Annotated in this window: 12 protein-coding genes; 4 read left to right on the forward strand and 8 right to left on the reverse strand. The window is 61.2% G+C overall.

Annotation, left to right across the window (positions count from 1 at the left end):
• Nucleotides 1-97: 97 nt before the first annotated feature.
• From FQ755_RS07980 to FQ755_RS07990, 3 genes are all read right to left on the reverse strand, one after another.
• On the reverse strand, nucleotides 98-1,834 hold the full coding sequence (locus FQ755_RS07980) for a putative bifunctional diguanylate cyclase/phosphodiesterase (RefSeq protein ID WP_144152864.1): 1,737 nt from the start codon (nucleotides 1,832-1,834) through the stop codon (nucleotides 98-100).
• A gap of 268 nt (nucleotides 1,835-2,102) precedes the next feature.
• Nucleotides 2,103-2,642, reverse strand: a complete 540-nt coding sequence (locus FQ755_RS07985; RefSeq protein ID WP_144152866.1) for a hypothetical protein — start codon at nucleotides 2,640-2,642, stop codon at nucleotides 2,103-2,105.
• 219 nt (nucleotides 2,643-2,861) lie between these two features.
• Nucleotides 2,862-3,686, reverse strand: a complete 825-nt coding sequence (locus FQ755_RS07990) for an FkbM family methyltransferase (RefSeq protein WP_144152868.1) — start codon at nucleotides 3,684-3,686, stop codon at nucleotides 2,862-2,864.
• A gap of 504 nt (nucleotides 3,687-4,190) precedes the next feature.
• Here FQ755_RS07990 and FQ755_RS07995 point away from each other — a divergent pair.
• Nucleotides 4,191-5,096, forward strand: coding sequence for a DMT family transporter (locus FQ755_RS07995; protein ID WP_144152870.1), 906 nt, complete (start codon nucleotides 4,191-4,193; stop codon nucleotides 5,094-5,096).
• Between the two features lie 418 nt (nucleotides 5,097-5,514).
• Here the strand turns inward: FQ755_RS07995 and FQ755_RS08000 are convergent, their stop codons facing one another.
• The 3 genes from FQ755_RS08000 to FQ755_RS37225 all read right to left on the reverse strand — a co-directional run bounded on the left by FQ755_RS08000 (nucleotide 5,515) and on the right by FQ755_RS37225 (nucleotide 7,669).
• On the reverse strand, nucleotides 5,515-5,904 hold the full coding sequence (locus FQ755_RS08000) for a hypothetical protein (RefSeq protein WP_144152872.1): 390 nt from the start codon (nucleotides 5,902-5,904) through the stop codon (nucleotides 5,515-5,517).
• Between the two features lie 701 nt (nucleotides 5,905-6,605).
• Nucleotides 6,606-6,920 (reverse strand): H-NS histone family protein, encoded by a 315-nt coding sequence (locus tag FQ755_RS08005; RefSeq protein ID WP_144152874.1) that lies wholly within the window; start codon nucleotides 6,918-6,920, stop codon nucleotides 6,606-6,608.
• A 191-nt stretch (nucleotides 6,921-7,111) separates the two neighbouring features.
• Nucleotides 7,112-7,669, reverse strand: a complete 558-nt coding sequence (locus FQ755_RS37225; RefSeq protein ID WP_186308455.1) for a hypothetical protein — start codon at nucleotides 7,667-7,669, stop codon at nucleotides 7,112-7,114.
• 260 nt (nucleotides 7,670-7,929) lie between these two features.
• On the opposite strand from FQ755_RS37225, the gene FQ755_RS38035 reads away from it, so the two are divergent.
• From FQ755_RS38035 to FQ755_RS08025, 3 genes are all read left to right on the forward strand, one after another.
• Entirely contained in the window at nucleotides 7,930-8,316 is a 387-nt protein-coding gene (locus tag FQ755_RS38035) for a helix-turn-helix domain-containing protein (protein WP_260858415.1), read from the forward strand.
• 259 nt (nucleotides 8,317-8,575) lie between these two features.
• A complete protein-coding gene (locus FQ755_RS08020; RefSeq protein ID WP_144152880.1) occupies nucleotides 8,576-10,195 on the forward strand; it encodes a Fic family protein in 1,620 nt (539 codons plus the stop codon).
• A 565-nt stretch (nucleotides 10,196-10,760) separates the two neighbouring features.
• Nucleotides 10,761-11,153 carry a helix-turn-helix domain-containing protein gene (locus FQ755_RS08025; RefSeq protein ID WP_260858416.1) on the forward strand — a complete coding sequence of 131 codons (393 nt, stop codon included), beginning with the start codon at nucleotides 10,761-10,763 and terminating at the stop codon, nucleotides 11,151-11,153.
• A 348-nt stretch (nucleotides 11,154-11,501) separates the two neighbouring features.
• Here FQ755_RS08025 and FQ755_RS08030 read toward each other — a convergent pair whose 3' ends face one another.
• Both FQ755_RS08030 and FQ755_RS08035 read right to left on the reverse strand, forming a co-directional pair.
• The gene (locus FQ755_RS08030; protein ID WP_144152884.1) at nucleotides 11,502-11,816 is read right to left on the reverse strand and encodes a hypothetical protein; all 315 of its coding nucleotides are present in this window, start codon (nucleotides 11,814-11,816) and stop codon (nucleotides 11,502-11,504) included.
• Between the two features lie 658 nt (nucleotides 11,817-12,474).
• Complete coding sequence (locus FQ755_RS08035) at nucleotides 12,475-12,810, reverse strand: hypothetical protein (RefSeq protein WP_144152886.1); 336 nt, start codon at nucleotides 12,808-12,810, stop codon at nucleotides 12,475-12,477.
• Nucleotides 12,811-13,874: the final 1,064 nt, after the last annotated feature.

Consider the following 13,874-nt stretch of genomic DNA (forward strand, 5'->3'; position numbering starts at 1 on the left):
ACCGGCAAGCCGGTTCTGTGACCACATCCCCGCCCGACCGGTTACGCCCCTCCCTCCTGGCTGCCTACCCGGCGAGCACATGTGACAGAAGCCGACGTCACGCAGATGCCTTCAGCCATTTTTCCGCGAAAGCAGCGGCCGGTAACGGCTCACCGACCCAGCCGCCCTGGGCTTCGGTACACCCCAGTTCAATCAGTGCCTGCACCTGCGCCTGGGCCTCAACGCCTGAGGCCACTACGTGGATCCCGAGTGATCGCGCCATGTCGACAAAAACCGACACGATCGTGCGTCCGCGCGCCGCGACAAGTATCTGGCGCACAAGCGACGTATCAATCTTCAGCCCGTCAACGGGCAGGTGCTGCAGATGCGTCCATGACGAGTAAGCGCCCCCGAAATCATCAAGGGCGAATGTGAAACCCGCCACCTTAAGTGCCTCCATGATCGCGATCGATTCGTTCACGTTGCCGATGCGCCCGCTCCCGGTCAGCTCGATTTCGAATGCTGCCGGCGTCAGACCCGCGGACTCAACAGCCGACACGATCCTGGCAGTGGTAGCCGTGTCTTCCAGTTGTCGCACCGACAGGTTGAATGCTAGACGACCAGGCAAGTGAAGCCCGGCCTGCTGCCAGCTCCTCACCTGGTTGCAGGCGGCCTCGATCGTCCAGCCGGCGAGTGCACCACTTCCGCCGCGCTCGTCCGCAACGGCAATCAACCCGGCGGGATCCACCCAGCCAGATTCCATGTCGAACCAGCGCAACTGCGCTTCGACACCGATCAACGCGCCCGTACGCAAATCCAGTTGCGGCTGGTAGTACAGTTCCAGCCTTTTGCCATCGATTTCACGCCCAGGCGGGCGGGCCAGTTGCGCCCGTGCGTCCATACTGACACTCATCTGTGGATGATAGAGACGATAACCGCCGCCCGCCGCTTTCGCTCGGTACATCGCCAGATCAGCATGCCTGACCAGGTCGTCGGCTGTCTGTCCGTCCTCCGGGTAAGCCGCCAGCCCGATGCTGATCCCTACCGTCCGCTCCACTGACGCCAGCGGCTCTGCTACGAGCGTGATCAATCGGCGGGCGATATGCACCGCCCCTTGCACACCCCTGTTCCGTGCAATGATCGCAAATTCGTCACCGCCCAGCCGCGCCACCATCTCCCCCGCGCGTGCCACGCCACGGAAGCGGTCCGCAATCTCCTGGAGGACCTGATTGCCCACGACGTGCCCCTGGGTATCGTTGATTTCCTTGAAACGGTCCAGATCCATGTACAGCACCACTAACGACTCGCCACCTGCCCCGACGCTCACCAGTGTCGCGAGCAACGTCTCCAGGAAGAGCGTGCGGTTAGGCAAGCCGGTGAGGGAGTCGTAAAAGGCAAGCTGCTCGACACGCGCAGCATGTGCTTTCTCCCCGGTGATGTCCTCCGCGATGACGAGTAGCCGTTGCTCTTCGTCATCTTCCTGTGCGGGCCGAATGGCCGTCAGCCGTATGCGCAACCATGTCTCCCCGAATGCGCAGTCCATGCTCGCCGAGCTCGCCCGGCCATCAAGGATCGCCATGGCCTGATCGCGTATCCCCATAAGAGGCACAATGCCGTCCAGCCTGCGCCCGACATACCCTGCTCCACTCCGCATCCCGAACATGATGCGAAACGTCTCGTTGAAGCCAAGCACGCGAAGGTCGGCGTCTGCCACTGCGAGGCCGTTTGGCAGGCAGGCGACAATGTCACCCGCGTACCGCTTCAGCGCCTGAAATCCCTCGCGCTGCGTGGCCTTTCGTTCGTCGATGTCGATGGGCCGCCCGCACGCTTCTCCCGGCTCATCGCAGAGGTGCATGATTCAGGCCCTTCGCGGCAGACCACCTGTGAGAAAGCGGCCGGGCAGTGGCCCGAGCGCAATGACAACGCGGTGCCAGCCCCGAACGAACAATCGGCGGGGACATCACCCGCCGTTGCCGGCAAGACGACCTACGCGAGACAGCCGCCTCACGCGTGCAGAACATGTTGAGCCATCCTTTATGGATTTGTCTGTTTAACTTTATGCCGACCACCATCGCCCGGCCCCGCGGGCAAATCGTTCACCGGTGCGCCAGCATCGAATACCGTCACTCAGAAAAAATGTAGCTGCCCCTGATCCTCCTCGGGGAAAGGAAAGCGAAATCGGGAAACACCCGGGTTCTCACCCACCACACATACGCCAGCAATCCCAGCGCGGTGGCCACCCCAATGGTGGTCCCGGCGGGAGCGGCCGAGAAGCCGTCCAGCTGGAACGGCAACTGCACCATCGCCATCAACAGGTAGGCGTTATAGGTACCGGCCTGATTCCTGTAAAATCCCCATGCAAACAGCAGTCCGACAGCGAGCGTGACGGCACCTGTCACCCAGCCGGTGCCGGGCACAATCTGCTCGCCAATGCCAAACGCCTGCAGACACCCGATGACCGCCTGCACGAGCGCAATGGCGATCACGATCCTGATGTGTCGCTGGTTCCCGGCGCGACGACGCGGATCAACATGTGACGCCACAAGCCACGCCAGTCTGCTGTCCCTCACGCCCCGGCCGGTCAACCGCGAGAATATTGCGGATCGGGACATCCCGAGCGAATTGAGACGCCCAATTTCAATCTGTGCTTCCCGCGTATTCATCACCCTGTTCCCCTGCCTGGACGGCTGCAGCGCTTCCCGTCACCCGGTCGCATCCATTGCATCCTGACTGCGCACAAGGCGGCCTGCATTCAATGCGGGCGGCCTGTCTTGCCGCGCAGCCCCATCGCCTTGACCCGTCGACCGGGATCGACGGCGCTAGCCGCCGCTTGCCGCCCGAAGCCGGCGCAGCGCAAGAGTCAACCGGCCGGGACAGCATGCTCAATCGCTCACCACCATGGTCATTCCATCACGACAGGCGATCTGCTCCAGGGTCGGATCCGTCGAATGCACGGCAAGCACATTCAGCCCCGCCGGAAACGTGCGGTAGCCAAGGTCAATCAGAAACGCCTCGATGGCGGTACGGTCCGACTTGATGACTTCAATGAGCATCACCGGGCGATATCTCTCCAGCACCCTTCGCGCACCGCGCAGAACCTCAAGCTCCATGCCCTCGACATCGAGCTTCACCAGATCAAGACGCGCCAGTCGCAGCGAATCGAGATTGATCATCGGAACAACGTTGCCCGAGGTGGTCTCATAAGAGACGGTCTGGCCGATAAACTCGTTCCGGTCGCGGCGGCGCAGTTCCAGACTTCCAAAACTTGCCGGACGGAAGTAGTCCGGTTGCGGGACAACCAGTTCGCCCGGAAACTCGCCGAGCGCGGAGAGCCTCACCCGTGCGTTCAGGCAATTGTTGACCGCAATGTTGCCGGCGAGCGCGTAATACACAATCTCCTGTGCCTCGAACCCCAGGACAGACCCCCAGCCGTACATGTGACGCGCCCACTCAACGGAATGCACACCGATATTCGCCCCACCATCGATCGCGACGATGCCATCGCCGAAATGCTTCCGGCGACAATCAAGCAGCACCAGTGCGAACTGGATTTCATTCTGATCGAAACACGAATTACCCAATATCTGGAATCCGACGCCATATCCGTTTCTTGCGTCGACCATATGGTAATCGTTGCGATTGACAATCATGCTGCCATGATTACTCGCAGCCAGAACAAAAGCGATAGGCCGATTCGGAAATGCCATGGCGATTTAACCTCACGGGGCGTTCGGCCGCTTTTATCAAAAACAACGAAATCCCGCCGGGCTCACGCATCAACCCTCGGAATACTTTCGAGGCTCATTCGCGCCGGATTACGCAGTCGCAGCGGGCGTGCGGCCCTGCCCGAAAGACGAGGCCGCCTACAAGGCCCTACTGCGGACGTACATGTCAGGAAGACGCCTGATGCCACCCCGGTAGTACCCCGGAATTTTCGCTCGGGGCAATATCGTTGCGGTGCGAATTACCATGCTAGCCCCTTCGCAAACCCGCATCGTGAATATTTCTTGACCCGAATCCGTGTTTCTCGTTGCTATTAAATCATCATGCATGTCATCGCACCTGCGATAAAAATATGGACTTAAACGGCATCGCCCTTTATTTTATCGTCCGCAGTGTAAAGCCCGCTGCCTTTGTCTGTGCGGCGGCCGTAATCGCGCTTCGTGCACGGCGCCCGCCGCATGACACGACTTTTTCTGCGGACGTGATCCATGACCCACGGCGCTGACCGACAGACCACCCTCAAGGCGACCCTCATCGGCGTGCTGGCGCTTGCACTATGGGGTGCATTGCCAGCCCTGACGGTCACAGTCAAATGCCTCCCACCGTTCGAGATCCTTGCGGTGACCTTCAGCGCCGCCTTCCTGGGTGGCCTCCTCTTTCTTGCAGCGCGCGGCCCGGCAGCACTCCGGCTATTGCGTCAGGAAAAGAAGGCGTGGCTGGTCGCCTTCGGAGCGATCTTTGGATATCACGCCCTTTACTTTTATGCGCTCGGTACCGTGTCTCCAGCCACGGCAAGCCTCATCGCCTACCTGTGGCCTCTGCTTGTCGTGCTGTTTTCCGCAACCGGATCGGGAGAGCGACTGAGCGTGCGCCACCTTGCCGGCGCGCTCTGCGGCCTGGTCGGCACAGCCGTGATACTTCTGCTCGCCAGATCGGCGCCCGCAGCCACCGGCACCGGTGTCCTGGCCTTGACGGGCTACATGGCAGCGCTTTTGTGCGCGATCATATGGTCCGGCTATTCCATCGCCAACCGACAGTTCGGTCACGTCCCAAGCGCAATGGTTGTCGGCGTCTGCGGTGCAGTCGCCATCGCGGGCGCGGCATGCCATTTCCTGCTGGAAAATACAGTCTGGCCGACGAGTCTCGAATCATCAGTACTCCTTCTAATCGGCCTGGGTCCTGTCGGTGCGGCGTTCCTGTTCTGGGACCACGCAACCAAGCACGGCATGCTCACCCTGCTTGGTGCCCTCTCGTATCTGACACCGCTACTCTCCACGCTGCTACTCATCGTCTTCGGCTATACGGACCCATCATGGAGCCTGCTGCTAGCCGTCCTGCTGATCGTCGGAGGTGCAGCGCTCGCCATGGGACTACCAAAACCGCATCCTGTCTGATTGAAACACCGGCGCGCCTGGACACCGGAATGCACCGGGTTACGGTCCGATCCGAACACCACGGGTCCCGAATCGGGGCCGCTGCCGTGCGCCGATCCGGCAAATGCCATCCCGCTCACCCAGCGACGGCGATGACCGCATCCATCGCGCGAGGACAGGTATCGCAAACTCCCGCCTGAGCGCCTGTTGCATCCCGGACCCTGCGATAGTCGTGGAGTGCATAAACGAACACACCGATATGCGGCGTGTCCTCCTCACTGGCCGCGAACCCCGTATGAACTACACTGCCTGTCCGGGACCATCACGTACACCATGGACCAGTAATTGCTGCAGTTACACCCCGTGAGGTCTCGCAAGCCCCGACAACCGGGATCAGGAATCCCGGGCACCTGCGAAATTGCACGCCCCGGGACTGACCTCACATTGGCCGGATAGAAACGAACACAAAGGAATAGTCATGACGAAGCGAACACTGATCTGGATTTTGATTGCGCTGTCGCTTACGAGCAGTCTGAGCGGATGCTTTTTCCCAGGCAGGGACGATGACCACCGCGGTGGCGGCGATTACCACGAGGGCCACGACCAGGGGCATGACCACGATCACGACTAGCCAGGCGGCCCCACCCCCTTCCCTCTGCTGGAGAAATATATGAACAGGCAAGTCGTTCTGGCGTGTGTGCTGCTGATAACGCTCACGGCTCCAACCCTTAGCTTCGCTGAACCGGTGCATCGCGACGACAACAGCGCTCGCACCGTTCACCGCCAGCAGCATCACCGCTCGCCGCGCCAACATCGCGCTGTTCGGCATACCTCGCCTGAGCACCGGCACTGACCATAACGGACGTGACGCAAGAACTAGCAGGTCCCGCGTAAGGCCGACGACCACCCGGTCCCGGTGTTACGCGAGACGATCCGGTCCATGAACATTGCCGGCACGCGGACGCCTCAGTCCGGATGCTGTAAAGATGACGCACGAAGCACTGCCAGCACAGGCGACCAGCGTCGCCACGCGGGGCACGTATTGGTCCAGTTCCATGCACGACGGCAGCTTGACGCCGTCCAGCCGTGCTCCTCTCCACCCGTAACATCGACGATCAGCCAGTGCGGGTCGTACAGCACGTCGGCCAGACGGGCGCCAGCATTTCAGGATGACCTGGGGTGAGATCTGCTTTGATGGGCGCGGGCAAGGACGCCGATGAATGAGTGGTGCGGGCACGCTGCGGCGAAGCGTGCCGGGACGCACGTTCAGCCTGGCAGCGACTGTTTCCAGCCGCTCCACCTCCCACATTTGCCTTGCCTGCGCACATTGCTACGGCGAGAGCAGGCGATGTCGACCCGTGCGCTTGTCACACACGCGCGCAGCCGCCACACCGCGGGTGCGCTGGCTGATATCCGACTTTCATTGCGGGTGTTTGCCCGGGGACACACGCCTGCCATCATCATGGCGAAAAGTTCGTTCGCTGCGGCGACGTGAGCAGCCTCCTCACAGGTCCCCAACAGTTTTTCACTTCACCGGATGACAAACATCTCTTCCTTCTGCCTGTCGAACCACAGAGGCGGCCGGCCACGCCCGGACCACGTCGAACCGGTCTGTGGATCCCGGTATTTCGCTGGTCGACGGCGCCTCTTTCCGATACGTCGCTGGTTGTCATCCTGGATGTCGTTGATCGTGATCCCATACTCAGCCATCTGCTGGTGGATCGCATCAATGACCTGTGCAATCTCGAGCTCGCGCGCCTGCATGATCCGCCGCTCCAGTTCTGCCTTTGTCGCCAGCAATTCCTGGTACGTTGCCATTCTGTCTTCACCCAGTCGATCGTTCATCACTGCCCGCCCCCGATAAATGCCGCGTAGCCGGACGGGCAGCTCGCCGTCATCCGCCACACATTGATCTGCCCCGCCACGGCCCCGTTTGTCCTGACCAGTAAAAAAACTCGCCGGACATCAGCCGGCGAGCGGGTTCCAAAAATTCCGAGGATCGCGGAACCCCGAAAGCCATCCCAAGATCCACCGATCTACATCGGCGCGGCGGCGCAGATTGCCTTCGCCACCGTCAACGCAACCGTCAGCACCATGCCACCGGCCATACAGTGTCTGGCGCCGTCGTCCCCTTCCACCATCATCTGCCACGAGCGCCCGGCAACAGAGCGTCCTGTTGCAATGCGACTGCCCGGATCGACCCGTCCCACCCGCCACGGGTGAACATCGATCTCCTTCGCACCCGGGGCGCTTAGGTAGATCCGGACGATCGACCCGACCGCGATACTCTCCACGGGTACACCACGCCTCATACAAACAATTGCCACCGGACTCACGGTCAGCTGCAACACCCTCCGTCCCCGGTTGTGCCTGCCCCAGAGAAATAGCCAGCCCAGATAAAACGCCCAGAGCGCCGACACAACGATCCCCACGTCCGCCGTGACGATGAACGCAACGAAGACTGTGGCGCAGCATGTGCATGCGACCGAAATCATCCCCGACATGTCGAGTGGCGCAACAGGCCACACGGTCACGACCGCCTGCGTCCAGTCGGGTCGCTGGACCGCGTACCTTCTGTCTACGGTGTCGTCCATCGCGCACTCCCGCCCAGACATCGTGCGACTCCACCCCGCGCAGCAACACACCCACGCGCGAACGGTGTTCCCGCGAAGCTCGAACGGGCAGCCTGAAAAGCCGGGGAATTACAGGAAAACCGCACCCCACGCCGGACGATCACAATGCACGAACGATCAATCTCCATATCGTTTTACACATATTATTATGTATAAGGTACTTCTTCAAGTACTCCCGTAAAAGCACACTCCCTGCTTTGCAGTCGAAAGTAGGACGGGCGGTGGATCAGGAGCAGAAGAACAGGAAGCTGGTCAGGGCGGTTGGCAGGACCATCGCCGTGCGCCGCAAGGCGCGTGGCCTCACACAGGACCAGTTCTCGGAGGCCGCGGGGCTTGCGCAGGCGTCCCTTTCACACATCGAACGGGGCACCGTCGCCCCAAGCCTCGAGCGGATCGCACAGTTCGCCGGGATTCTCGGCTGCCGCCTCACCGATCTGATTGACGAGGCTGCCACTGGTCCAGCCGATCGGGCGATGCGCATTCACAAGAAACTCGCCGCTCTCACGCCCGCGCAACAGGAGTCGCTCGAAAGGATGATCGACGAGGCGATCTCCATGGTCCAGGACACGGCAGAAAGTAGAAGACGCACGCCCGGACTGGAAGCCTGATGATATGCAGTCAAACGGTCCGTCGGTGCGGTGCGCTAGCGCCGACTGGTCGCGGAAGACGCCCGCCGGGCGGCCTGGTTTGGCCAAGGGCAGAATCCACGTCCAGGGCCTCGGCCCCTCCAGCGCAAGTCCGTCAATGCATCAGGCTATTGCGATCAGGCTATTGCGGACAGACAGCATTAAACTATTGCGCCGACAGAGCATCAAACTATTGCTATAGTGTGGCATCAAACTATTGCGATACTCTGGACAGGCCACTATGGCAACGCCCAACGAGAAATTGGCAGCATCGCTGTCGGTGCTGAAGGGACTTCAGGACCAAGGCATAACGGTCTTCCGGGCGAGTGCTCATCCTGAGCTTACACGCGTGCATCGGGAGCGTCTCGTCAAGGCAAATCTCCTCAAGTTTATTAGCCCTGGCTGGTACCTGCCAAACAACCCGACGGATGGCGAGGGAGACTCCACGCACTGGTATGCGAACATGGAAGCGTTCATCGCGGCGTACGCGACGGGCCGTTTCGGCCGCGACTGGGAGGTGAGCCCGGAGCTCTCGCTCCTTCGGCACAGCGGCTACACAAGCGTCGGCAAACAGATTGTCATTCACGCCCTGAAAGCCAATAACCAGCTATTGCAGCTGCCTCATGGCTGTTCGGTATTCCTCTACCAGGTAAAGCGGGGAGCACTTGCAACACGGCGTACCACCAGCCCCACCGGGCTATTGTTGATTTCAGTGGCCGAAGCACTCGTCAGGGTTGGCCCGGCATTTTTCGAAAAACAACCGCTCGCGGCTCAAATAGTGCTGCGACAGGTTGACCTCACCGACCTCATCGCCGCACTGCTCGTCGGTGGTCATAGCGTCATCAGTGGGCGGATGGCCGGGGCATTGCGGGTGGTTGGACGTGCGGGCGATGCGGACAATTTGATTGCGACGCTCAAGGCGGCCGGCTACGTTGTCACCGAGGTAAATCCTTTCGAGAAGCCGTTGGCGACTATTGCAGGACGCCTTGACGAATCGCCATATGTGCAGCGTATCAGGGCGATGTGGGCGAGCATGCGAGAGCCAGTGGTCGCCCGCTTCGCCGACATACCGCGCCAGGCCCCCACCGACGTGGACGCGCTTATTCGTGATATCAGCGCACGGTACGTCGCCGACGCTTATCACTCGCTTTCCATCGAAGGCTACCGCGTAAGTGCAGCGCTCATCGAAAAGGTACGCGCCGGAGATTGGAGCCCGCTCACCAATCCTGAGGACAGGCAGACACAGGAGGCAATGGCGGCGAAGGGGTATGAGGAGACGCACAAGCGCGTGCGCGCGCTGATCGCCCAGGTTGTCGAAAACTCCGAAAATGCGGCGGAATCCCTGCAAAAAGACTTCTTTCAATGGTACGTGACGTTGTTTTCCCCGAGTGTCGCCGCCGGTATCCTCAAGCCCGAAGACCTCGCAGGCTACAGGAATAGCCAGGTTTTTATCCGCAACGCCCTGCATGTGCCTTTGTCTGCCGAAGCGGTGCGACAGTGCATGCCAACGCTTTTCGAGCTACTGGCCACCGAGGTGCATCCGGGCGTGCGCGCGGTGTTGGGTCACTTCATATTCGTATTCATTCATCCCTATATGGATGGCAATGGTCGTCTCAGTCGCTTTCTCATGAACGCCCTGCTCACGACCGGCGGATACCCGTGGACCATCGTGACCGTGCAGTCGCGAAAACAATACCTCGCAGCCCTCGAGCAGGCCAGCACGTACGGAAATATTGTGCCGTTTGCTGAGCTCATTTGCGGACTCGTGGAAACTCAGGCAGCACAGCCCCTCGAACGGATTACCCAGCGACCCGAGTCCGGAGACTGGACCGCCCCGCCGACCGCAAAGGAAGTCCCGTAAAAGGGCAGGCGACACACTGGCGCCTGCATTGAACCGGCGGACCAAAGACCTCCTGCCTATATTTGGTCCGTGCCGCCCTGCGCTCCATCCTTACTCCTCACCGGGGGGTGAGTGGGCGACACGAAGGCCACACATACGTTACTTCCAGGCATCGCGCAGACGCTGCATGAAGGAGGACATCATTCGAGCCACCACTTTTGCACGCTCACGAGGAGGGTTCCGAACACCGTTGTGGTACGTGTCGGCCGAACGCCCGGGTTCAGACTCCCAGACGCATACGCCATATCGTGAATAACATGGGTTGGCTCGCATCGGTCGCTCTGCCTGGACGCTCCTGGACAAGTCCACCCATTACATCCCGGGTTTGCGGAACGCAAACGCCGGCATTCCTGCCTTGTGGCGAGTGCGGGGGCGAAGGAGAAACGGCCCAGCGATACCTGTTTCACAGATGCCCAGGCAACATAACACCGATATTCATATCGTTTTACACATATTATCAGTATTAAGTTCTTCTTCGACTGATGACGAAAACGCACACTCCGGTACTTTGCTTGAGGGGGTACCGGTGGAGGACCACAACGGCGAACAGCGGGAGCTCGCCCTCGCAGTCGGCCAGGCAATTGCAAAGAGACGCCGTGCCCGGGGGCTTACGCAGGAACAGCTCTCCGAGGCGGCCGGCCTCGCTCAGGCGTCGCTCTCCCACATAGAGCGTGGCGTCTCCGCGCCAAGTCTTGAGCGACTCAGCCAGTTGGCCACTCTTCTCGGTTGCAGGCTGGTGGACTTCTTTGGCGAAGCAGGTACGGCGCCGGCCGACCGCGCAGTACGGATTCACGAAAAGCTTCTGGCACTCACCGCCGTGCAGCAGGACGCGCTCGAAAGACTGCTGGATGAAGCCATCACCATGGTCACGGAAACCCGGTCCCCCGCGAAAAAGCGCACGAAGAAAACAGCGTCCTGAACCCGACGATTTTTCACCAACTGCGCTTCGGTGCAGCGCGCGTGATCACGCCCGGCTGACTAAAGGGCGAACCGTTTGCAGCCCTGTCCTCGAGCCCCCTCACGAGGCAGCTACGAGAGACCCCGGTTGCCGGTGCGCTAACGATGCCTGGACGAAAAACAGCAGGCGGGCACCACGACGACGCCCCCTGCGAGAGAATACGCAGCGACCGGACAGCTCTTGCCGGGTGGGCAGCACGGTGCGACCGCAATCCAGCGAGGCGCCCTGACATCGTCCCACAAGTTTTGTGCTGACGGTGGATCACACCCGCATCCCCGCTACAAGGCGGCCTGCTCCGAGCGCTGCCGGCTATCGATTTTTGTCCCGGTCACGACGCCGTCCCTTTGCCGCTCTGGGCACTGCACAGAAGTGCTCGACGTGTTTGCCATATTCAGACCGCCACCGGTCGAACTCGTTATCGCGGTCTTCGCACACGTTCGAACCGAGATGCGCGAGCCGGCTCGCCAGCGATCCGCTCGCGGTTGCGGCTTCGATCGCATCGAAGATCGCACCGAGATCGGCAAACGACCAGCTGGCATGCGCGAACTGGCCGCGCGCCAGATCAATCAACTCAACCAATTCTTCCCTGTCGGTGAGACCAGTTCCACTGCGCCTTGTGAACATGGCTCACCTCCGTACCGGCAGTGGCGCAACTGAACGCAAGACGTTGCTTATGACTTCAGGGGTGATGTTCGAAACACACGTTTGCTCGGGGCGAGCAGATATCACGGCACGCATGGCGCCTCCTTTGGCTGGGTTAAGACCCGCCACCCCGCTGTCAAACGAGGTGGCCGGGCACAAGGCGAGGTTGACAGACCGGCGCCAAAGGAAACCGGCGTGCGCGAACGCACCCCCACCAAGGCCCGACCATTGAAGCAGGCTCTTGATGTGCGGACGTAAAAAAACCGCGCAGCGGCGGTCGTCCGCCTTTGGCATTCCGGCTGTCACCCCGGGTCACTGCTGTTTCAGTGACACATTCAGTATAGCCGATCGTCAGAAGCTGTCCCAGTAAGCCGAACGCGTGCAGGGACTGACTGGAGAGCGGCGGCGTTGTGCCGCCCCGTTGTCCCGACGATTACGCGCGGAACGCGCGGCACCCATATGGCGCGCGCAACGCCACGCCGCCGGGATCTGGGCCCGCCGTTACGGCGGTCGGCGCGTCGCTGGCCACGCGCCACGCTCGCTCTGCGATGAGGCATCCAGTCACGCACCTCGCCAATCAGAGTTGAAATCGTTGTCTCTTCGGGATTCAAGGACGTGCCTTTCTCCACGAGACACACCATCATTGTCGCGGTGTAGTTCGCCATATCAGAACATCCCTCGATCCCACCTTCTTCTGACTGGTTTGCTTTTCACCGGGCGCGATCAAATCGTTCCATGGCTGGCTCACCCAGACCGTCGCTGGTTGAAAACATTGAGGAACGCTCTCACCGATATTGACGTCGCCGAGCAGGTGCGAGATATCCGCATCAAGGCTGGTGTCACCGGTCGAGCCGGTGAGCCGGGCTCGTTGCACGTGTCCCGTCGAGTCGAACCAGAGCTGAGCCTCGACCTGGAATGTGCGGTTATCCGTTTTCTCGTTACGTGTGAACACGCTCCGTAGCTGTGAGTTGATCATGGTGGGATAGAACCTGGCATTGACGGCGTTGCATCCGCCTGCGCCATCACCTCCGCCGCCATTGCCTCCGTCACCGCCACCGCCAATGACGAATCCCTCATTGGCGCCTTGGGGGACATGGTAGGAACTCGGCTCGGGGGGTGTATCTATCGTCAACGGCCGGGCTACCGCGGGCGCAAGTGCTTTGGGCGCCGGCCGGGTTGGCAGCGGCCTGGCCGTGCGCGTTGGGGCTTGCCCGACCCGGGTCACGCCTTTCGTTTGCTGCAAGCTTCGCCTGACTGGCGGACGCGAGGGCGTTAATGGCGCAGGTGCAGGTGGTGGCAACAGGGTGACGGACGTCCTGTCGGGCCGTCGCGGCACGGCGCCGGTCAGCGAGACGTTCGAGAGTAGTAGATACAGGCATGCGATCAGCAGGACGCCGGATACAATCCATCCGATTGTCCGCAGTCGCTCCCGCCAGATCTCCGTCATGGCAGCATTCAACCAACAACCGTATGCGCAGGCGTATCCCATTCAGATTGCCGGCTCCGAACCCATCCGGAATTCGGCCCGCTGACGCGCGCACCTATCTGGTGTTTTCGTGCGCTACCCACCGACCGGACGCAATGGCGCGAGTGTTGTCCCGAGCGGTCGAACCGTGCCGCCGACGCAGGCGCGCCGCACTCATAAACCCGTCTCGCCCGGCACGTTCCAGCGGCGCCACGGCGCGGCGCGCCCGTCGCGGACGAAAAATTCCAGCCTGAGCCGGCGGTGTCAGAGGATCTGACATGAACGGTACGGCCCGGCCGGGCTCCCACTGGAGATCGATTTCCTGCGTGCGTTGGTCGCCTTCTGCACGACGCACGCCGGCATTGCGCCACGCGTCGGCCATCGACGAATGGACGCCAAACGTCGCGCCAGCCGCACTGCCCGCAACGACACCGGCACCTGTCGCCAGGTGCGTACGAACAAGACAATGCATCAACAGGACCCCCACAAGAAAGCCTATTCCTGCGCCGAGAAGTATCATCTTGCATGTCCTCCATAAGATGGCTTACCTGAGCCGCGTGCGTAGATCGCGCAGA

Source organism: Paraburkholderia sp. BCC1885 (genome assembly GCF_900996235.1).
Classification (GTDB): Bacteria; Pseudomonadota; Gammaproteobacteria; order Burkholderiales; family Burkholderiaceae; genus Paraburkholderia.

Bases quoted from the DNA above. Each gene is read 5' to 3' on its own strand.
- FQ755_RS07980 (WP_144152864.1), bottom strand. From the start codon at position 1,834: ATGCACCTCTGCGATGAGCCGGGAGAAGCGTGCGGGCGGCCCATCGAC.
- FQ755_RS07985 (WP_144152866.1), bottom strand. From the start codon at position 2,642: ATGAATACGCGGGAAGCACAGATTGAAATTGGGCGTCTCAATTCGCTC.
- FQ755_RS07990 (WP_144152868.1), bottom strand. From the start codon at position 3,686: ATGGCATTTCCGAATCGGCCTATCGCTTTTGTTCTGGCTGCGAGTAAT.
- FQ755_RS07995 (WP_144152870.1), top strand. From the start codon at position 4,191: ATGACCCACGGCGCTGACCGACAGACCACCCTCAAGGCGACCCTCATC.
- FQ755_RS08000 (WP_144152872.1), bottom strand. From the start codon at position 5,904: ATGCCGAACAGCGCGATGTTGGCGCGGCGAGCGGTGATGCTGCTGGCG.
- FQ755_RS08005 (WP_144152874.1), bottom strand. From the start codon at position 6,920: ATGAACGATCGACTGGGTGAAGACAGAATGGCAACGTACCAGGAATTG.
- FQ755_RS37225 (WP_186308455.1), bottom strand. From the start codon at position 7,669: ATGGACGACACCGTAGACAGAAGGTACGCGGTCCAGCGACCCGACTGG.
- FQ755_RS08020 (WP_144152880.1), top strand. From the start codon at position 8,576: ATGGCAACGCCCAACGAGAAATTGGCAGCATCGCTGTCGGTGCTGAAG.
- FQ755_RS08030 (WP_144152884.1), bottom strand. From the start codon at position 11,816: ATGTTCACAAGGCGCAGTGGAACTGGTCTCACCGACAGGGAAGAATTG.
- FQ755_RS08035 (WP_144152886.1), bottom strand. From the start codon at position 12,810: ATGATCAACTCACAGCTACGGAGCGTGTTCACACGTAACGAGAAAACG.